The 21426-nt window shown below is 55.8% G+C and carries 17 protein-coding genes; 13 read left to right on the top strand and 4 right to left on the bottom strand.

Annotation, left to right across the window (positions count from 1 at the left end):
* The first annotated feature begins 34 nt into the window (after positions 1-34).
* The 9 genes from secA (at position 35) to KNP68_RS07000 (ending at position 11166) form a co-directional block, all read left to right on the top strand.
* Complete coding sequence (gene secA / locus KNP68_RS07040; protein WP_214799154.1) at positions 35-2557, top strand: preprotein translocase subunit SecA; 2523 nt, start codon at positions 35-37, stop codon at positions 2555-2557.
* Between the two features lie 54 nt (positions 2558-2611).
* Complete coding sequence (gene prfB / locus KNP68_RS07035; RefSeq protein WP_214756750.1) at positions 2612-3712, top strand: peptide chain release factor 2; 1101 nt, start codon at positions 2612-2614, stop codon at positions 3710-3712.
* Positions 3713-3773: 61 nt separating this feature from the next.
* A complete protein-coding gene (locus KNP68_RS07030; protein ID WP_214756749.1) occupies positions 3774-4631 on the top strand; it encodes a YitT family protein in 858 nt (285 codons plus the stop codon).
* A 107-nt stretch (positions 4632-4738) separates the two neighbouring features.
* Positions 4739-5071: a cytochrome c551 gene (cccB, locus tag KNP68_RS07025; protein ID WP_021065416.1), complete on the top strand. Its 333-nt coding sequence runs from the start codon at positions 4739-4741 to the stop codon at positions 5069-5071.
* 433 nt (positions 5072-5504) lie between these two features.
* Positions 5505-6191: a cell division ATP-binding protein FtsE gene (ftsE, locus tag KNP68_RS07020; protein WP_021065417.1), complete on the top strand. Its 687-nt coding sequence runs from the start codon at positions 5505-5507 to the stop codon at positions 6189-6191.
* The gene (gene ftsX / locus KNP68_RS07015) at positions 6181-7083 is read left to right on the top strand and encodes a permease-like cell division protein FtsX (protein ID WP_131472317.1); all 903 of its coding nucleotides are present in this window, start codon (positions 6181-6183) and stop codon (positions 7081-7083) included. The genes ftsE and ftsX overlap by 11 nt, the downstream gene beginning before the upstream one ends.
* 30 nt (positions 7084-7113) lie before the next feature.
* Positions 7114-8487, top strand: a complete 1374-nt coding sequence (locus KNP68_RS07010; RefSeq protein WP_029595038.1) for a murein hydrolase activator EnvC family protein — start codon at positions 7114-7116, stop codon at positions 8485-8487.
* 98 nt (positions 8488-8585) lie between these two features.
* Positions 8586-9989, top strand: coding sequence for a S41 family peptidase (locus KNP68_RS07005; RefSeq protein WP_214799151.1), 1404 nt, complete (start codon positions 8586-8588; stop codon positions 9987-9989).
* Positions 9990-10029: 40 nt separating this feature from the next.
* Positions 10030-11166, top strand: a complete 1137-nt coding sequence (locus tag KNP68_RS07000) for a PDZ domain-containing protein (RefSeq protein WP_214799150.1) — start codon at positions 10030-10032, stop codon at positions 11164-11166.
* A 41-nt stretch (positions 11167-11207) separates the two neighbouring features.
* On the opposite strand, the gene glpK is transcribed toward KNP68_RS07000, so the two are convergent.
* The 3 genes from glpK to KNP68_RS06985 all read right to left on the bottom strand — a co-directional run bounded on the left by glpK (position 11208) and on the right by KNP68_RS06985 (position 14362).
* Positions 11208-12725: a glycerol kinase GlpK gene (glpK, locus tag KNP68_RS06995; RefSeq protein WP_214707253.1), complete on the bottom strand. Its 1518-nt coding sequence runs from the start codon at positions 12723-12725 to the stop codon at positions 11208-11210.
* A gap of 30 nt (positions 12726-12755) precedes the next feature.
* Entirely contained in the window at positions 12756-13463 is a 708-nt protein-coding gene (locus KNP68_RS06990) for an MIP/aquaporin family protein (RefSeq protein WP_029334585.1), read from the bottom strand.
* Positions 13464-13564: 101 nt separating this feature from the next.
* The gene (locus KNP68_RS06985) at positions 13565-14362 is read right to left on the bottom strand and encodes a sulfite exporter TauE/SafE family protein (protein WP_214799148.1); all 798 of its coding nucleotides are present in this window, start codon (positions 14360-14362) and stop codon (positions 13565-13567) included.
* 114 nt (positions 14363-14476) lie between these two features.
* Here KNP68_RS06985 and uvrB point away from each other — a divergent pair, with 114 nt between their 5' ends.
* From uvrB to KNP68_RS06965, 4 genes are all read left to right on the top strand, one after another.
* Positions 14477-16453: an excinuclease ABC subunit UvrB gene (uvrB, locus tag KNP68_RS06980; protein WP_021065425.1), complete on the top strand. Its 1977-nt coding sequence runs from the start codon at positions 14477-14479 to the stop codon at positions 16451-16453.
* Positions 16454-19327: an excinuclease ABC subunit UvrA gene (uvrA, locus tag KNP68_RS06975; RefSeq protein WP_214799146.1), complete on the top strand. Its 2874-nt coding sequence runs from the start codon at positions 16454-16456 to the stop codon at positions 19325-19327.
* A 66-nt stretch (positions 19328-19393) separates the two neighbouring features.
* Positions 19394-20572 carry a DUF4097 family beta strand repeat-containing protein gene (locus KNP68_RS06970; RefSeq protein ID WP_021065427.1) on the top strand — a complete coding sequence of 393 codons (1179 nt, stop codon included), beginning with the start codon at positions 19394-19396 and terminating at the stop codon, positions 20570-20572.
* 63 nt (positions 20573-20635) lie between these two features.
* Complete coding sequence (locus KNP68_RS06965) at positions 20636-20995, top strand: hypothetical protein (protein ID WP_214799144.1); 360 nt, start codon at positions 20636-20638, stop codon at positions 20993-20995.
* A gap of 49 nt (positions 20996-21044) precedes the next feature.
* Here the strand turns inward: KNP68_RS06965 and KNP68_RS06960 are convergent, their stop codons facing one another.
* Positions 21045-21401, bottom strand: a complete 357-nt coding sequence (locus KNP68_RS06960) for a hypothetical protein (protein ID WP_021065429.1) — start codon at positions 21399-21401, stop codon at positions 21045-21047.
* Positions 21402-21426: the final 25 nt, after the last annotated feature.

Below are 21426 nucleotides of genomic sequence, written 5' to 3'. Positions count from 1 at the left end.
GCATTTTTCAGTGAATGCAGAGGAGATAAAGCGTATGGCGAACTTTTTGAAAGATTTATTTGCTCCACAGAAACGAGTATTGAAAAAAGCAGAAAAAGCGGCCGACCTCGTCGAGTCGTTCGCCGAACCGATTAAGGCATTGTCTGACGAAGCACTTCAGGCGAAGTCGATTGAGTTCCGGGAGCGTTTGGACAAGGGTGAGACGCTTGATGATATCTTGCCGGAAGCCTTCGCGGTCTGTCGCGAGGCGTCTGAGCGTGTGCTCGGCATGCGCCACTACCGCGTCCAACTCATCGGGGGCTACGTGCTCCATAACGGTGACATCGCTGAGATGAAGACCGGGGAAGGGAAGACGCTCGTCGCAACTCTTCCGGTATATTTGAACGCGCTCACGGGCCGCGGCGTCCACGTCGTGACGGTCAACGAATATTTGGCCCGCCGTGACAAAGAACTCATGGAACCGCTCTACTTCGCACTCGGCCTTTCGGTCGGCCTCAACGTGTCGAACATGGACCGTGTCGAGAAGCAAGCGGCTTACAACTGTGACATCACCTACTCGACGAACAATGAGCTCGGTTTCGACTACTTGCGTGACAACATGGTCCTTTATAAAGAAGACCGTGTCCAACGTGAGCTCTACTTCACGATCGTCGATGAAGTTGACTCGATTCTCGTCGATGAGGCGCGGACCCCGCTCATCATCTCGGGTTCGGCCCAGAAATCGACAGAGCTCTACACGCGGGCCGATGCTTTCGTGCGCACGCTCAAAATCGAGGACGACTACACGGTCGACGTGAAGACGAAGTCGGTCCTCCTCACGGACGAAGGGGTCGACCTCGCCGAGAAGTTCTTTGGCATCGACAACTTGTTCGCGATCGAGCACGTCTCGGTCAACCACCACGTCGGGCTCGCCCTTCGTGCCAACGCCGTCATGCATCATGACGTCGACTACATGGTCCGTGACGGCCAAGTCATGATCATCGACCAGTTCACCGGTCGGGTCATGGACGGACGCCGCTACTCGGAAGGGTTGCACCAGGCGATCGAGGCGAAAGAAGGCGTCGAGATTCAGCGCGAATCGATGACGCTCGCGACGATCACGTATCAGAACTACTTCCGGATGTATGAAAAGCTGGCCGGGATGACCGGAACGGCGAAGACAGAGGAAGAAGAGTTCCGTAACATTTATAACATGCAGGTCGTGACGATTCCGACGAACAAACCGATCCTTCGGGAAGACCGCTCGGATCTCATCTTCAAGTCGATGGACGGTAAGTTCAAAGCTGTCGTCGAAGAAATCATGGCAGCCCACGCGACGGGACAACCGGTCCTCGTCGGGACGGTCGCTGTCGAGACGTCGGAGCATTTGAGCAAGCTTCTCTCGAAGAAGAAAATCAAACACGAAGTCTTGAACGCGAAGAACCACGCCCGTGAGGCCGAAATCGTCGAGAACGCCGGCCAAAAAGGCTCGGTCACGATCGCGACGAACATGGCTGGACGCGGAACCGACATCAAGCTCGGCGAAGGCGTCATCGAACTCGGTGGCTTATATATCGTCGGGACCGAGCGCCACGAGTCGCGCCGGATCGACAATCAGCTCCGTGGACGGGCCGGACGACAAGGGGACCCAGGTAAATCCCAGTTCTACTTGTCACTCGAAGATGAGCTCATGCGCCGCTTCGGGACGGACAGCCTCCAGAACATGATGGAGCGCCTCGGCATGGACGACACGCAACCGATCGAGAGCCGCATGGTCTCGAAAGCGGTCGAGTCGGCCCAGAAACGTGTCGAAGGGAACAACTATGACGCCCGGAAGCAGCTCCTCGGTTACGATAACGTCATGGCCGACCAACGGAAAGTCATGTACAAAGACCGGGCCAGCATCCTCGAGAACGAATCGGTCACGGACATCGTCCGTTCGATGATTCAAGAGACGGTCGAGACGGGCGTGGCGCAATATACGCCGCTCGAGCTCGTGCCGGAAGAATGGAACATCGATGAGCTCGCGCACTGGGCCAACCAGACGCTCGCCCTCGAACAGCCGGTCGAAGGCAAGGACTTCTACGGCAAAGAGCGCGAGGAGATCATCGAGCTCTTGAGCGAACGCACGAACGCGCAGTATGAGGCGAAACGCCAACTCGCGCCGCCGGAACGCTTCAACGAGTTCGAGAAGATTATCGTGCTCCGTGCCGTCGATTCACACTGGATGGCACACATCGACCACATGGACCAACTCCGTCAAGGGATTCACTTGCGTGCCTACGGACAGAACGATCCGCTCCGCGAGTACCAGGCGGAAGGCGTCAACATGTTCGACGCGATGAACGCGGCCATCTCCGAAGAAGTGACCGGCTTCGTGCTTCGTGCCGAAGTCGGCGATAACCTCCGACGCGAGAAAGTCGTCGAGGAGGAAGTGGCGGTGTCTGGCAAGGACGACACGCCGCTCAAGAAGAAGCCGGTCCGTCGCTCGGAAGACCAACGGCTCGGGCGCAACGACCCGTGCTGGTGTGGTTCAGGCAAGAAGTTCAAAAACTGCCACGGCAAACAACAGGCTTAATTTTGAAAGAGGCGAGCCCGCTCGCCTCTTTCCTACGGAAAGGTGACCTACACTATGGAAATTTCAGATATTCGCAACGAACTCGAGGCGATGGCGAAACGCCTCGAGAATTATCGCCAATCGCTCAACCTGACAGAGAAGCAGGCCCGAATCGCCGAGCTCGAGAACGAGATGACGTACCCAGACTTCTGGGACAGCCAAGAGAAGGCGCAGAAAGTCATCGACGAGTCGAACGCGCTTAAAGCGATGGTCGACAAATACCAAGAGCTCGCCGATGGGCACGAAGACGGCGAAGTCACGCTCGAACTGATCAAAGAAGAGCCGGACGCCGAGATGCAAAGTGAATTAGGAGAGATGGTCACGGCGCTCAAGGCCGATTTCGACGCGTTCGAGCTCGAGATCCTCTTGAACGGACCATACGACGCCAACAACGCCATCCTCGAGCTTCATCCGGGGGCGGGCGGTACCGAGTCACAGGACTGGGCATCGATGCTCCTCCGCATGTATCAGCGCTTCGCTGACAAGCAAGGCTGGAAAGTCGAGACGGTCGACTATCTTCCGGGCGAAGAAGCCGGCGTCAAATCGGTCACGCTTCGCATCGTCGGGCATAACGCTTACGGCTATTTGAAAGCAGAGAAAGGGATTCACCGCTTGGTTCGTATCTCGCCGTTCGATTCGTCGGGCCGCCGCCATACGTCATTCGTTTCGTGCGACGTCATGCCGGAATTCAATGACGACATCGAAATCGAAGTGAAGACCGAAGACCTCCGGATCGATACGTACCGCGCGTCAGGCGCCGGCGGTCAGCACATCAACACGACCGACTCGGCCGTCCGGATCACGCACGTGCCGACGGGCGTCGTCGTCTCGTGTCAAGCTGAGCGTTCGCAAATCAAGAACCGCGAAGCAGCGATGAAGATGCTCAAGGCAAAACTGTATCAACGCGAACTCGACGAGCAGCAACGCAAGCTCGATGAGATCCGCGGCGAGAAGACAGACATCGGTTGGGGCAGCCAAATCCGTTCGTACGTCTTCCACCCGTACGCGATGGTCAAGGACCACCGCACGAGTTATGAAGTCGGGAACACGAGCGGCGTCATGGATGGCGACATCATGGGCTTCATCGACGCTTACCTCCGCAAGACAAATATGTGATGCAAGTGGCTCAAGGACTGACGTCTTTGGGCCACGTTGTATGTAGAGGAGAAAACCTTTAATGAAGCAAATCGTCAAAGACTATATCTATTTACTGACCGGGTCCGTCTTCGTCGCTTCGGCGTTCAGTTTGTTCCTATTGCCGAACAACCTCGCCTCGGGCGGCGTCAGCGGGATCTCGATCATCACGTACGAGCTGTTCAACATCTCGCCAGGGGCGTTCCAGCTCGTGTCGAACGTGTTGCTCCTCCTCGTCGGCTGGATGATTCTCGGGCTAGGCTTCGGCGTGAAGTCACTCGTCGGGTCGATTTTTTTACCGGGCGTGATCTTATTTTATGAAGCGATTGACGCGGGTGCGGCCGTCAATGACACATTGCTCGCGGCCATCTTCGGCGGGGCCGGCGTCGGCATCGGTCTCGGGCTCATCTTCCGGGGACGGGCCTCGACCGGGGGAATGGATTTGCTCGCGCAAATCTTACATAAGTTCACCCACATCCCGCTCTACCTCTGTATCGCCATCCTCGACGGGGCGGTCGTCCTCGTCGCTGCTGTCACGTTCTCGTTCACGACGGGACTGTATGCACTGATCGCCCTCTTCATTACGATCAAGATGATCGACTTTGTCCAGCTCGGGTTCACACAGGACAAGATGGCGTACGTCATCTCGGAGAAACGGGACGTCATCACGCGCGCCGTCTTCGATGAGCTCGACCGCGGCGCGACAGAGATTCAAGCGATCGGGGCGTATTCGCGTCTCGACCGCCCGATGCTCCTCGTCGTCGTCCGTCAGAACGAGGTGAGTCGTTTGAAAGAGATCATTCGCCGTATCGATCCCGACGCGTTCCTCATCTTCAGTGAGGCGCATGAGGTGATGGGCCAAGGATTCACGTCCGATAAGCGCTATATCAACGTTCCCTAACATGTGGAATCTTTGTGTATTTTTCGTGAGTTAGGTTAGAAAGCGGTTCATAACGGCTATAATGGTAAAAGTAGGTTATTTCTACGACATAGGAGGGGAACCTGATTATGAAGAAATGGATGATGGCGATTGGACTTGGCGCCATGCTCACGCTCGGTGCGTGCGGCGGTGGCGATGAAGAAGAGTCGACGAGCAACGGGGACGGCGCCAACACGGCGTCGGTCGACGCGGAAGCGGTCTACGCACAAAACTGTGCGGCTTGCCACGGTGCGAATCTAGAAGGAATGAGCGGTCCGAAACTCTCGGACGTCGGTTCACGTCTATCAGCTAGTGAAATTGAAGAAGTCATCAAAAACGGGAAAGGCGCTATGCCTGCGAACGTGATTGAGGACGAAGAAGAAATCACGGCTGTCGCCGCTTGGCTCGCCGAGAAAAAATAATCATAGGGAACCACGAGGCGACTCGTGGTTTTTTTGTCTTCATTTCCTTTAACTAAATATGAAGCGCCCATGATTCAGTGGAAGCATTCACAGATGCAGGTATCTTTTGAATGTGCGTTTCATCATCTGTGTCCGAGTCGTGAAATCATTCTTCAACGCGACAATTTCACACCGAACTCCATCCAACTGAAACATTCCTGTAATGGTTATTTAAAAGTCCGATTGCTATAATTGAAGGCGCTTGAACTATATTGCCTGTCGCCTTTTTGGGTCAGGTTGGCACGAACAGGGTCCCTTGACAGGACGAGTGCTTATCGTGTAGAACAGAGGCTAGACGAAAATATTCACTTAACTAACTAATCCAGTCTTCGTCATAGATGCATGAAACGTGATAGATGCATAAAAAATATATAAAAAGGGTAGGGAATACGTTATGATCTCGATGCAAAAAGTCAGCAAAGTATATCCAAACGGCGTCGTCGCCGTCGATGACCTCGAGTTAGAGATTCAAGACGGCGAGTTCTTATACGTCGTCGGACCATCCGGCGCCGGGAAATCGACGTTTATGAAGATGATTTATCGGGAGGAGAAACCGTCGAGCGGTCTTCTTTTGATTGACGGGATTGACGTCGGCAAGTTGAAAAACCGCCACGTCCCGAAATTACGCCGTCAACTCGGCGTCATCTTCCAAGACTATAAGTTGTTACCGTCACTCACGGTATATGAGAACGTCGCGTTCGCTCTCGAAGTCGTACAGGCCGACACGAACACGATGCGCAAGCAGGTCATGGACGTGTTGAACCTTGTCGGACTGAAACACAAGGCGCGCAACTATCCGGATGAACTATCGGGTGGGGAGCAACAGCGTGTGTCGATCGCTCGTGCCATCGTCAATAAGCCAAAGCTCATCATCGCCGACGAGCCGACGGGTAACTTAGACCCGGACACGGCTTGGGGCATCATGGAAGTGTTCCAAGAGATTCACCGTCGCGGTGCAACCATCGTCATGGCGACCCACAACCGTGATATCGTCGACAAGATCCGCCATCGCGTCATCGCGATCGAGAACGGGAAAGTCGTACGCGATGAAGAGAAAGGAGCATATGGCTATGATATTTAAAAGTGGATTACGTCATCTGCGCGAAGGGTTCAAGGGAACACTACGCAACGGTTGGATGACATTCGCGGCCATCAGTGCCGTTACCATCACCTTGTTACTCGTCGGGGTATTCGCCCTCGTCATGTTCAACGTCAATGAGATTTCAGAGAACGTCGAGAGCGACGTCGAGATTCAAGTATTCGTTACCCGGACCGCGGAGGAAGCGAACGTCGAGAAGCTCGGTGAGAACTTAGAGCAGATTCCAGGCGTCGAATCGGTCACGTTCAGCTCGAAAGAGGATGAACTGGAGAACTTCCGCAACCAACTTGGGGAAGATGCGAACGCCTACGGGACGGTCGAGAAGGACAACCCGCTCCACGACCGCTATATCGTCAAAGCGTCAGACCCGCTCAATACGGAGAAGGTCGCTAATTCGGTGCAGTCACTTGATAACGTCGATAAGGTCACATATGGACAGGACTATATCGACAAGATGTTCGCCTTCTTCAACGGGATTCGCATCGGCGGACTTGCGTTGATCGTCGGTCTCACGCTCATGGCGATGTTCCTCATCTCGAACACGATCAAGATGACGATCTTCTCACGCCGTCGCGAAATCGAGATCATGCGTCTCGTCGGAGCGAAAAACAGCTTCATTCGCTGGCCGTTCTTCATCGAAGGACTTCTCCTCGGTGTATTCGGTGCGCTCATCCCGATCGCCGTCATCTACTTCGGTTATGACGTCGCATATAGTGCTTTACAACCATCGCTAGATCAACTGAATAGTGATATATTTAAATTGATTGATCCATCGATTTTGACGACGCAAGTGTCACTCGTCCTCTTAGCGCTCGGTGCCTTCATCGGGATCTGGGGTTCGACGACATCGCTCGGTCGATTCTTGAAAGTCTAATCTAATTTAAATATGAGGAGGAGTTGGCGGATGAAACGTTCGCTTGCGCTTGGATTAAGTTTGACGCTACTTGCCTCGCCTGTATGGGCGACGGAGAAAGACACGCTGAAAGCACGACAAGATCGTTTATCCAATCAATTGGAGGAATCCAAGAAAGCGCAAGACGAGACGGACGCCGAGCTCGAAGTCACCGAGGCGGAACGTGACGCGGTCACGACAGAAATCCGTGCGGTCAATGAACGTCTCGAAGGCTTAAGTGAACAGATCGCCGTCCAACAGGAAGAAGCGGACGCGGCGCGCACCGAGCTCGAGGAAACCCGTGATCAACTCACTGCCCAAGGGCAGTACCTCGAAAGCCAGAAGGCGCTCCTTAGTGAGCGTCTTCGTGTGCTTCAAGTACATGAGGACCAGTCCTATCTCCAAGTCGTCTTCGAGTCCCGTTCATTCGGAGACTTCGTAACGCGGCTCTTGACCGCGCAGACGATCGCCGATCAGGACCGGGACCTCATACATAGTTACATGAGTGAAGTCGAGCGGCTCGAAGCGCTCGAAGCACGGCAGCGGACCCAGCTCTCGTTCCTTAAACAGAAAGAGCGGGAACTCGTCGTGACGAAACAGGCGCTCGACGTCGCCGCCGAACAAAAGCAGGGTTTGTTGTCGGAACTGAACGAACAAGTCGAACTACTGGAGCTTGAGAAGATGAGCCGTGAAGAAGAACAGGCGCTCATGAGTGAGCAGAGCCGGATCATCGCCGGTCAACTCGAAGCAATCGCCCAAGCGGAGCGGGAAGCCGCCGCCCGCGCCGAGGCCGAAGCGAAGGCCAAGGCACAAGCAGAAGCGCAGGCAAAAGCCGAGGCAGAGGCGAGAGCACGAGCAGATGCCAAAGCGGAAGCGGACAAGCGGACAGACGACAAAGCGCCAACCGCCCCAGCGCCTGCTCCAACAACCCCACCGCCTGCGGAAACCCCGACGAACGTGACGGGACCGGCGACCTCGTTCGTGCGGCCGGTATCCGGCTACGTGTCGAGCCCTTTCGGCCCGCGGCAAAACCCGCTCACGGGCGTGGCGGAGTCGCACCGTGGCATCGATCTCGTCAATGCGACCGGGACACCGATCGTCGCGGCGGCACCAGGCATCGTCATCAAGGCGGCCCCGGCGACCGGTTACGGCAACGTCGTCTTCGTGTCCCATATCGTCGGCGGGGAAGTATGGACGACCGTCTATGCCCATCTCGACGCGATTACGGTCACGTCGGGGCAAACGGTCGGAGCCGGACAGACCGTCGGCACGCTCGGCAGCACGGGCTGGTCGACAGGCCCGCATCTCCACTTCGAATTACATCGCGGACAATGGGCGCCAGGGCAACCGAATGCGGTCGACCCGGGTCCATACATCGGTTACTGATGAGACGGACGTGTTCCAAATTTCTGGAACACGTCCGTTTTTCTGAACTTTTTGCTATACTGGATGAAAGGCTGACAAAGAGAAATGAGGGACTACCCGTGAAAAATACAACCGCAGGATTACTAGCCGGTGCCACGTTCGTCGCCGGTGCCGGTGCTGGGCTCGCGACGATGGCGTTCACCGATACAGCGTTACCGATTCAACCGAAAGCGGAAGGCTGGGACAAAGTCGACCAAGTCCGACAATTGATTGAGACGCATTCGTTAAAGGATATCTCGGAAGAAGACTTGTTGACCGGTGCCCTCGACGGGATGACGGGAGCGCTCGACGACCCGTACTCGGACTTCCTCGACGCCGAAGAGACGTCACAGTTCACTGACTCGATCGAGTCGAGCTTTGAAGGAATCGGCGCGACTTTGGAGAAGAAAGGAGAAGACATCTTAATCGTCGCTCCAATCAAAGGCGCACCAGCCGAAGCAGCGGGTCTTCGGGCCGGAGACGTCATCACGGCGGTCGACGGGGAATCGATTGAAGGGATGGCCGTCGAAGAGGCGGTCCAACTCATCCGTGGCGAGAAAGGGACCGTCGTCACGCTCACGATCCGTCGCGGCGGCCAAGAGGCCGACTATGAGATTACACGCGATACGATTCCGATCGAGACCGTCTATTCAGAAGTGAAAGAACAGGACGGCAAGAAAATCGGCTATATCGAGGTGACCCAGTTCTCTGAGCCGACGGCCGATGAGTTTTTGGAGCAGCTTGAGACGCTCGAGTCAGAAGACATCGATAGCCTGATCATCGACGTGCGCGGGAACCCAGGTGGCTTGCTTCCTGCCGTCATCGAGATGACCGAAGGGTTCGTCCCGACGAATAAACCGGTCGTCCAAATTGAAAACGCGGACGGGGAACGCGAGTCGCAGAGCGGCCGCGCCCGAGAAGCGAAGCCGTACGACTTGTTCGTCTTGACGGACGAAGGATCGGCGTCGGCATCTGAGATTTTGGCCGGGGCGCTCAAAGAAGGGGCCGGTGCCACGATTATCGGCAACAAGACGTTCGGAAAAGGGGTCGTCCAGACGGCGTTCGATTTAGAGGACGGCAGCAACTTGAAACTGACGACGAGCAAATGGCTCACGCCGGACGGCAATTGGATTAACGAGAAAGGTATCGAGCCGGACGTCGAGGTCAATCAACCGGATTACTTCGGGGTCAACCGTATCCTCGCCGACACGGACTCGCTCAAAGTCGGCGACTACGGCGAGGCGGTGTCGAACCTGCATACGGTCTTGTCGGGCATCGGCTATGAGCCGGGCGGACAGCCAGGATATTACGGCGACACGATGGCCCGCGCCGTCAGCGACTTCCAAGCCGACAACAATTTGCCGGAAGACGGGGTCGTCAATGAGGCGACGGCGTCGGCGCTCGAGTCACGCTTGCTCGAGGTGATTCAAGATGAGGCGAACGATGCCCAATTGAACCGTGCGCTCGAAGAAGCTGCAAAATAAGGATTAGGGAAAGGATTGGACAAGTGTGGACGTTCTACGAATGAGTTTTACTGCTTTGTTGACCTTGATCGGTAGTCCGCTACTCTGGGCGACGCTCGTCGCCCTCGCTTACATATCCATGACGCGCATCAAACGGGAGCGGGGCATGTTCCGCTCACGGCGACGTTCGCCGAAGTCGGACTGGCGCCATTTTGTATGGCCGAGCCTGTTGCTCGCCGTCATCGGTTCAGCCGCATTGATTTTGCTCGAGACGACCGTCAACTGGGAATGGCTCGTGACGTTCAGCGTGCTGTATGCGCTCATCGTCTTGACGATGCACCCGCGTTTCAGCAGCCCGGCGTTCCCGTTTTTGATCATGCTGACGGCAGTCGCGCTTCGTGACGTCGTCGACTACGGCGCCGTCTCGGGCTGGATGGACCGGCTATCCGAGGTCGAGTGGCCGGTATATGCGCTCGTGTTCGGCGTCGTCACATTGGCGGAAGCGATTCTCTTACGTTGGAACGGGTCGATTGAGACATCACCGACGCTCATCTTGTCCAAACGAGGCCAGTTCATCGGCGGACACGTCGTCAAACGGTTTTGGTTTTTCCCGCTCGTCGTCTTTTTGCCACCGTCGTTCGGTCTCGACATGCCGGTGCCGGTCATCTTGCCGATCCCAATCGGGGTCAGCCTGTTATCGACCGGGGCCTTGCCAGGGACGCTCCTCGGTCGCCTGAGCCTGTATCGCGGCGTGCTCGCGCTCGTCGCCCTCGGTTTGTTCGGGGCGTCGTACGTCATCGACGTGCCGTATGCGGCTTACGGCTTGCTCGTCGTGTTCGTCTTGTATGAGCTAGCGCTTCAAATGATCAAGCGAGAGAACCGCGGGACGACACCGGTGTTCATCAACGGCAACCGGGGCGCGGTCATCATCGATACGCTCCCGGGCTCACCGGGCGAGGCGATGCAGCTCATTCCGGGCGAATCGATCTACAAAGTGAACGGGACCATCATCACGGGCGGGAGCAGCTTCTATGAGGCGCTCCAGTTGCATAAACCGTACATCAAGCTCGAGGTGCTCAACTTGAACGGGGACATCCGTTTCGTGCAACGGGCGATGTACGAGACCGATCCGCACGAGCTCGGCATCTTGTTCGTCGCTGAGCCGGCGAGCCCTCGTCTGCGGTTACGGAAACTATAAAAGGGAGCATCCTTGGCGGATGCTCCCTTTCGTGCGTTCAATTAAAGTTCAAGTTTTGATGGTTTGAAGCCCATTGTCGCTTCGACGGCGTGTTGCCAGCCTTTATACAGATTTTCGCGGTGTGCTTCGTCCATCTTCGGTTCGAACTGATGGTCGAGTTTCCACTGCTGTTTGATCTCTGCTTGGTCTTTCCAGAACCCGACGGCGAGACCGGCGAGATAGGCGGCACCGAGAGCCGTCGTCTCGCTCACTTCAGGCCGTTCGACCGGCACGTCCAAGATGTCCGCTTGGAACTGCATGAGGAAGTTGTTGTTGACCGCACCGCCGTCGACGCGGAGCGTCTTCAACTCGATGCCAGAATCTTGTTCCATCGCCGTCAAGACATCGCGTGTCTGATAGGCGAGTGACTCGAGCGTCGCCCGGACGAAATGTTCTTTCTCCGTCCCGCGCGTGAGGCCGAAGATGGCACCACGGACGTCCGAGTTCCAATACGGGGCACCAAGTCCGACGAAGGCAGGGACGACGTAGACGCCGTCTGTCGTCTCGACGCGGTTGGCGTACTGTTCCGTGTCTTTCGCCGACTTGAGCATACGGAGTCCGTCACGGAGCCATTGGATGGCCGAACCGGCGACGAAGATTGAACCTTCGAGCGCATATTCGACTTTACCGTTGTATCCCCACGCGATCGTCGTGAGCAGACCATGGTCCGACTTGACGGCTTCTTCGCCCGTGTTCATGAGCATGAAGCAACCTGTTCCGTACGTGTTCTTACCTTCTCCTGACTCGAAGCAGGCTTGACCGAAGAGGGCAGCCTGTTGGTCACCGGCCGCACCGGCGATCGGAACTTCGAAGCCGAAGAAGTGATACGGGATCGTGTTGGCGTACACTTCACTCGACGGTTTGACTTCCGGGAGCATCGACTTTGGTACCGTCAAGATCTCGAGCAACTCATCGTCCCATTTTTGCTCATAGATGTTGTACATGAGCGTACGTGACGCGTTCGAGTAGTCCGTGACGTGGGCGTGGCCGCCTGACAGTTTCCAGATGAGCCAAGTGTCGATCGTTCCGAAGAGGAGGTCACCGGCTTCGGCTTTCTCACGGGCGCCTTCGACGTTGTCGAGGATCCATTTGACTTTCGTGCCTGAGAAGTAGGCGTCGATCAAGAGACCAGTTTTATCGCGGAACAAGTCGGCATGACCGGCTTCCTTCAACTCATCACAAATACCGGCTGTTTGACGCGATTGCCAGACGACGGCGTTATAGACCGGACGTCCTGTCGACTTCTCCCAGACGACGGCCGTTTCCCGTTGGTTCGTGATCCCGATAGCTGCGATCTCTTTTGGATCGATGTCGGCCGAACCGAACGCCTCGGCCATGACGGCGAGGACAGACCCCCAAATCTCATTGGCGTTATGCTCGACCCAGCCCGGTTTCGGGAAGTATTGTTTGAACTCACGCTGAGCGGTCGTGACGATTTTTCCGTCGTGGTCGAAGATGATCGCCCGTGAGCTTGTCGTTCCTTGGTCAAGTGCTAAGATATAACGTTTTTCTTTCTCCATATGAGAGTGCCTCCTTAGAAATTAGAAAGATTATGGGACAAGAATGCCGTAAACCAATGCGGCGATGACCGCCCCGATGATTGGTCCGACGACCGGGATCCATGAATAGCCCCAGTCCGACGTCCCTTTGCCTTTGATTGGAAGAATCGCATGCGCAATCCGCGGCCCGAGGTCACGTGCCGGGTTGATGGCATATCCCGTTGTACCACCAAGCGAGAGACCGATCGAGACAACGAGGAAACCGACGATGAGCGGATTCAAGCCGTCCGTGAACGTGTTGGCCCCGAATGACAAAATTCCGAAGACGAGGACGAACGTACCAATGATTTCCCCGATCAAGTTGAACGGCGTGCTACGAATCCCTGGTGCGGTCGAGAAGGTGGCCAGTTTGGCACCTGGATCGTCGGTCACATCATAGTGCGGTTTGTAGTGCACGAACACGAGGACGGCCCCGATGAACGCCCCGATAAACTGTGCCAAGATGTAGGCGGGCACATCAGCCCAAGGGAATGAGCCTGCTGTCGCGAGCCCGACCGTGACGGCAGGGTTCAAGTGCGCCCCTCCGTAGATTCCGGCTGCGTATACCCCGATCATAACGGCGAAGCCCCAACCGAACGTGATGACGACCCAACCTGCGTTCTCCGCTTTCGAATGACGGAGCACGACGCCGGCGACGACACCGTTACCGAGCAAGATGAGTAGCATTGTACCAATAATTTCGCTGACGAATGCTGACATGTGATACTCCCTTCCTTCCATATTAAATTTGGCTTACCACTTCATTATATGCCCCAAATGTAAGCGTTTCAAAACCGTATATGCAAAAAAAGCCACTTTTCTTATGAAAAGTGGTTTTGATTGACAATACGCCGTCTGAAGTCGAGTCCAATCCCGACAAGAAAAGCGAGCAGGACCGCCAAACTGACGTACGCGAGCGGCGCATAGACGGCGGCACCAAGATCGAGCGCGATCGAGGTGATGACGGCCATATATAACCAGGCGAGTCGGTTAGAGATCTCTTTATCGTGATAGCGATTCGTGAGCGTGGCGCCGAACGGGGCTCCGATGAAAGCGCCGATGACCAACGCGAGCGGCGTCACGTAGTCGAGCGACAGCGACGGGAGATAACCGACGAGTCCGCCGAGCGAGATGAACAGGACGGCAGCCAGGCTCGTTCCGACCCCGTGATGTGTCGAGAATCCAAGCCAACTGACGAGGAGCGGGACGATGATGAAACCGCCACCGATACCGAGTAGCGCCGACAACAGCCCGGCCATCATCCCGATGACGAGGGCGGCAAGTAGCGATGATTTTTTCGGCTTCTGCGGTTTCGATGTTTTCTTTAATAGCGTAACGGCAAAATAAGATAGGATAGCCAGATAAAATAGATTGAGCAACCAGTCGTACGTGCCCGAGATCGAGAGGACGAGCCGGCTCGACAGCTGAGCCGTGACGGCACCGGCCAAGCCGACCGTGATGCCTGTCAACCAGGACACGTTGCCGAGCGACGTATGTTTCTTGGCGCCGGACAGGCTCGTCCCGACGACGAATAGGAGCGACGTGGCGCCGACGACGGCACCGAGCGGGATAAAGAGAAGCGACCACATGACGACCAACTCGTTTCTGTTTAGATTCACTCTCCATGATAACGAAAAGCGGAACGATTTGGGAAGCGTGTCAGAAGCGAATATTTGTTCGTGTATGTGATATAATCAAGCCAATATGCAAGGTAAAGAAAGCGAGGAATATACATGGATAAGATTAGCGTTCCGTTCGACTTACATTCAGAATATAAGCCGGCCGGCGACCAACCGGAAGCGATTCGTCAGCTCGTCGAAGGAATCAATCGCGGCGACCGGTATCAGACGTTGCTCGGTGCGACCGGCACCGGGAAGACGTTCACCGTATCGAACGTCATCCAAGAAGTGAAGAAGCCGACGCTCGTCTTGGCCCACAACAAGACGCTCGCCGGACAGCTCTACTCCGAGTTCAAAGAGTTCTTCCCGAACAACGCCGTCGAATACTTCGTCAGTTATTACGACTACTATCAGCCGGAGGCGTATGTGCCGTCGACCGACACGTTCATCGAGAAAGATGCCTCGATTAACGATGAGATCGATAAACTCCGCCACTCGGCGACATCGGCCTTGTTCGAGCGGGACGACGTCATCATCGTCGCCTCCGTCTCCTGTATTTACGGTCTCGGTAACCCGGAAGAGTATAACAGTCTCGTCTTAAGTCTCCGCGTCGGCAAAGAGATGGGGCGCGACCAGATGCTCCGCAAACTGATCGACATTCAATATGAACGGAACGATATCGATTTCCAGCGCGGCCGTTTCCGTGTCCGCGGGGATGTCGTCGAGATTTTCCCGGCGTCACGTGACGAGCAGTGCTTGCGCGTTGAGTTTTTCGGTGACGAAATCGACCGCATCCGCGAGATGGACCCACTCACCGGAGAGATTATCGCCGACCGGGAGCACGTCTCGATCTTCCCGGCGTCCCACTTCGTCACTCGTGACGAGAAGTTGCAAAAAGCAATCGTCAACATCGAGGCCGAGCTCGAACAGCAGCTCGAAAAGTTCCGCGAAGAAGGCAAACTGCTTGAAGCACAGCGCCTCGAACAACGGACGAACTATGACCTCGAGATGATGCGCGAGATGGGCTACTGTTCAGGCATCGAGAACTATTCACGTCATTTGAACTTGACGGAGGCAGGGGCGACGCCGTACACGCTCATCGACTACTTCCCGAAAGACTTCTTGCTCATCGCTGATGAGTCGCACGTGACGCTCCCGCAAGTGCGCGGCATGTACAACGGCGACCAGGCCCGGAAACAAGTGCTCGTCGACCACGGTTTCCGTCTGCCTTCGGCCAAAGACAACCGACCACTCAAGTTCGACGAGTTCGAGAAGAAGTTGTCGCAAGCGATCTTCATCTCGGCGACACCGGGTCCTTACGAGCTTGAACATACACCGAACATGATCGAACAGATCATCCGGCCGACGGGTCTACTCGACCCGACGATCGAGATTCATCCGATTAAGGGACAAATCGACTACTTGATGGATCAGATTCGCGACCGTATCAAACAGGACGAACGCGTCCTCGTGACGACGCTCACGAAAAAGATGGCCGAGGATTTATCGGACTATCTGCGTGAAGCGGGCATCAAGGTCAACTATATGCACTCGGAAATCAAGACGCTCGAGCGGATTGAGATCATCCGTGACCTGCGTCTCGGGAAATACGACGTCCTCGTCGGAATCAACTTGCTGCGGGAAGGACTAGACATCCCGGAAGTGAGTCTCGTCACGATTCTAGACGCCGACAAGGAAGGGTTCCTCCGTTCGGACCGATCGCTCATTCAGACGATCGGGCGGGCGGCGCGGAACTCGAACGGGCACGTCATCTTGTTCGCTGATAAGATGACCGACTCGATGACGCGCGCGATTGAAGAGACCGATCGTCGTCGCTCGATTCAAGAAGCTTATAATGAAGAACACGGCATCACGCCGCAGACGATCCGTAAAGAAGTACGCGGCGTCATCCGCGCGACGGTCGACGCCGAGGAGGATGTGCTCGAATCACTCAGCTCGATGAAGCCGGCTGAACGTGAGGAAGCCATCGCCAAGCTAGAAGAAGAAATGAAACAAGCGGCCCGCGACCTCCAGTTCGAACGGGCGGCCGAATTGCGTGACTTAATCTTGGAGTTGAAGGTAGGGAATTAAATGGCTGAAAAGAAAAATGCGATCGTCATCAAAGGGGCGCGCGTCAACAACTTGAAAAACATTGATATCGATATTCCACGGGACCAGCTCGTCGTCTTGACGGGCTTGTCCGGTTCCGGTAAATCGTCACTCGCGTTCGACACCATCTACGCCGAGGGGCAGCGCCGTTACGTCGAGAGTCTATCGGCCTACGCCCGTCAATTCCTCGGACAGATGGACAAACCGGACGTCGATACGATTGAAGGGCTGAGCCCGGCCATCTCGATCGACCAGAAGACGACGAGCCGTAACCCGCGCTCGACCGTCGGGACGGTGACGGAAATCTATGACTACTTACGTCTTTTGTTCGCTCGCATCGGGAAACCGGTCTGTCCGCGTCACGGTATCGAAATCTCGAGCCAGACCATCTCACAGATGGTCGACCAAGTGATGGAGCTGCCGGAGAAGACGCGCCTGCAAATCCTGGCGCCAATCGTCTCGGGCCGCAAAGGGACGCACGTCAAAGTGTTCGACTCGCTCAAAAAGGAAGGGTTCGTCCGCGTTCGTGTCAATGGCGAGACGATTGAACTGACCGATGAGATCGAGCTTGATAAGAATAAGAAACATTCGATCGAAGTCGTCGTTGACCGTCTCGTCGTTCGCGCTGACGTCGAAGGTCGTCTTGCTGACTCGCTCGAGACGGCGCTTCGCCTTGCCGACGGTCGGGCCATCATCGATAAGATGGACGGCACCGAGCTCCTGTTCAGCGAACATCACGCTTGTCCGATTTGTGGGTTCTCGATCGGCGAACTTGAGCCGCGCATGTTCTCGTTCAACTCACCGTTCGGCGCCTGTCCGACGTGTGACGGGCTCGGTACGAAACTCGACGTCGATCCGGAACTCGTCATCCCAGACCCATCGAAGACGCTGAAGGAAGGCGCGATCGTCGCCTGGCAGCCGACGAGTTCGCAGTATTATCCGCAACTGCTCGCCTCGATGTGTAAACACTTCGGCATCGACATGGATGTACCGTTCGAACGCTTGTCCAAGCGGGACCAAGACCTCGTCTTGCACGGAACGGATGAAGAGTCGTTCTTGTTCCGTTATGAGAACGATTTCGGACAAGTCCGGACGAACACGATCTTCTTCGAAGGGGTGCTCCGTAACATCGAGCGCCGCTATAAAGAGACGACGTCCGATTATATCCGTGAACAGATGGAGACGTACATGGCGACCCACGCCTGTCCGACATGTAGCGGCTACCGTTTGAAAGAAGAGACGCTCGCCGTCAAAATCACGGGTCACCATATCGGCCAAGTGACGAACTTGTCGGTCGTCAACGCCATCGATTTGTTCGATTCGATCATGACGGAACTGAGCGAGAAAGATATCGCCATCGCCCGTCTCATCTTGCAAGAGATTTGTGAGCGGCTCAGCTTCTTGAACAACGTCGGTCTAGACTATTTGACGCTCTCTCGCGCCGCCGGGACACTCTCGGGCGGGGAAGCACAGCGGATTCGTCTCGCCACGCAAATCGGTTCGCGGCTCACGGGCGTCCTATACGTCCTCGATGAACCGTCAATCGGGTTGCACCAACGCGACAACGACCGCTTGATCGCGACGCTCAAACAGATGCGTGATATCGGCAATACGCTCATCGTCGTCGAGCACGATGAGGATACGATGATGGCAGCCGATTATTTGATCGACATCGGACCGGGCGCCGGCGAACACGGTGGAGAAGTCATCGCCGCCGGGACGCCGAAGCAACTCATGAAGAACCGAAAGTCGCTCACGGGCCAATATCTGTCGGGTAAGAAGTTCATTCCGCTCCCGGCCGAACGCAAAGTGCCGGACGAGCGCTTCTTGAAAATTTTGAAGGCGGAAGAGAACAACTTGAAAGGGGTCGATGTCTCGATCCCGCTCGGCATGTTCATTGCCGTCACCGGTGTCTCTGGTTCTGGGAAGTCGACGCTCATCAACGAGATTCTGTATAAATCGCTCGCCCATCACATCAACCGGGCCAAGGCGAAGCCAGGGAAGCATAAGAAGATTGAAGGACTCGACCATATCGATAAAGTCATCGATATCGACCAGTCGCCAATCGGACGGACGCCACGGTCGAACCCGGCGACGTATACCGGCGTATTCGATGATATCCGTGACGTGTTCGCGTCGACGAACGAGGCGAAGATGCGCGGCTATAAGAAAGGCCGCTTCAGTTTCAACGTTAAGGGCGGACGCTGCGAGGCGTGCCGCGGGGACGGAATCATCAAAATCGAGATGCACTTCTTGCCGGACGTCTACGTCCCGTGTGAAGTGTGTCACGGGAAACGCTATAACCGCGAGACGCTCGAAGTGAAGTACAAAGGCAAGACGATTGCCGACGTGCTCGATATGACGATTGAAGAAGGGCTCGACTTCTTTGACAAGATTCCGAAAATCAAGCGCAAGATTCAGACGATTTATGACGTCGGTCTCGGCTATATGAAACTTGGACAACCGGCGACGGAACTGTCGGGCGGGGAAGCGCAACGCGTCAAGCTCGCCTCTGAGCTCCATAAGCGATCGACCGGCAAGACGATTTATATTTTGGACGAGCCGACGACAGGACTTCATGTCGATGATATCGCCCGGTTGTTGAAAGTGCTGCAACGCCTCGTCGAGAACGGGGACACGGTACTCGTCATCGAGCATAACCTCGACGTCATCAAATCGGCCGACTACTTGATCGACCTCGGACCTGAGGGCGGTGACGGTGGCGGGACAATCGTCGCGACCGGGACTCCGGAAGAAGTCGCTGAAGTGGCAGCCTCGTATACGGGTAAGTATTTGAAGCCGGTGTTAGAACGGGATTCGGCCCGAGCGAAACCAAAAGCAGGAAAACGGAAGTAAGGTATAGAAATGATGAGAAACGGGAACATGATTGACGTGTAACCAAATCGAAGGGGGAAACGAACAGTGAAACAAGAAATGCGTGAACTGATTCTCCAGCAAGTGAAAGATGGAAAGCTGACGATTGAAGAGGGCATGACCCAACTCGAGCGACTGGAACGGCTCGAACCTGAGCGCGTCCAAGCGCTCGAGGAACGTCAAGAGACGGAGAAAGTCGATGCGTATTCGGTCGAGTCGCTCACGACGAAACTGACGTCGGCCGTCGAAGGACTCGTGACGAAACTTCGTGACAGCGACTTCACGTTCAGCTCGAACTTCGGACCAGAAGTGACGTATTCGAAATCGTTCCCGTTCACTGGGAAAGACATCTCGCTCGACTTGTTCAACGCCTCGGCGACGATTGTCTCGTCCGACAACGACGAGTGCGAACTGATCGTCACGGGCCGTCCGCTCCGTCAACAAGACGCGGACAAGGCACTCGAACAGCTTCAGTCGGCGGTCAAGCATTCGGTCATCGGCGACCGTCTCGTCGTGTCGCTCCGTGACAAACTCGTTCGGGCCCACGTCGAACTGTACGTCCCGCATCATCATTTCGATCACCTGCACGTGCAGACGCTCAACGGGGAAGTCCGCGCGGACGGCCTCGATGTCGAGAGCGTTCGCATCCAGACGGCGAACGGCCGGGTCGTGCTCCATGACGTGCACGCCTCAGAGCTGCTCCTCAATACGGGGAACGGCACGGTCGAGGTCGAAGCGGTCGAGTCAGAACTCGTCCACGTACGGACCGGCAACGGTGCCGTCATCGTGAACGGGAAATATGACAAGGCGTCGCTCAAGACCGGCAACGGGAATATCCGGGCCGAACTCGCGACGGCCCGTCCGGCCAAGTTCGAGCTCGTCTCGCTCGCCGGAAACATTCGTCTCGTCTTGCCGCACGGCGTCGAGGTCGAAGGGGAACTCGAGACGAACTTCGGTGGACTTCACTGTAACTTGGACGAGCTCGAGTTGATCCGTGACCGGAAAGATGTCGCCCAGCGTCGTCTTGAATTCCTGTCGGGACGCGGTCAGACACCACGCATCGAAGTCGAGGCCGGAACACGTACCGGTACAATCGACCTCGAACACGGCTCGCTCCATACGCCGTCGACGTTCCTCGAAGAGGACAAGCACGAGCCGGTGGAACCGATCGACCCGGTCGACCCGGTCAATCCAGCCGATTTGAACAACCCGTTCCATCAGCAATGACCGACAACCCGAAGGCCTCTCGCCTTCGGGTTTCTTTCAACTTGATAGATGAGGAGGGACGGGATGAAGCGATTAGCGTCAGCGTCCGGATGGATGATGATTGCGGTGCTGTTGCTCGGCGGATGTGACGACAAACAGCGCATCGTCAGTGGGAACGAGCCGGCAGGCGACGAAGCGATTGCCATCGCCTGGGCGTATGTGACCGCGCGAAACTGGCAAGAGCCCGCAATCGATGCGGGAGCGAGTGCCGAGGTACATCGTATCACGGTCGATGATGGCTATGAACTGTTGGACGATGCGTATAAGGGGACCGAGGCGCTCGCCGTATCGTTCGAAGCGGACCCGAACAGTAGCGTCGGCGTCCCGACGATTTTGGTCGCACCGGAGTCGAACACCGTGGTCGGTTATTTGCCGGGCGAATGAGACACCCATGACAAAACCCGAAGGCGAATGCCTCCGGGTTTTTGTCGTGTCATAGATTCATTTGATACTCCATCTGTTCCCAATCCATCATTTGACCGTCATACAGCGTGAATGAGCCGATGATGAACAGGATAAATAGGACCGGTCCGGCGATAAGCAAGAAGATTCCGAGATACCGCATCTTCTTCGATCGGTTCCAATAGAAGATGATGGCGACGATCATCGATAAGAGCGACCCGGACAAGAACAAGCCGACGATGTTCAAGATGAACAATAAGAGCACCGTCTCGTTCTTCGTCGCCGCATACTCGCGCCACATGTCAAATAGTGACTTGACCAAGTAGACGAGCGCCGCGATCCCGACGATAAAAATAAAGACAATGGCAATCCAAAATAGTGAATTCATTTCATTTCACCTCCCTATTCGTCTA

It is taken from the genome of Exiguobacterium sp. s50 (assembly GCF_018618175.1).
Lineage (GTDB): Bacteria > Bacillota > Bacilli > Exiguobacteriales > Exiguobacteriaceae > Exiguobacterium > Exiguobacterium chiriqhucha.
This window is presented reverse-complemented; position numbering and strand designations above follow the sequence as displayed.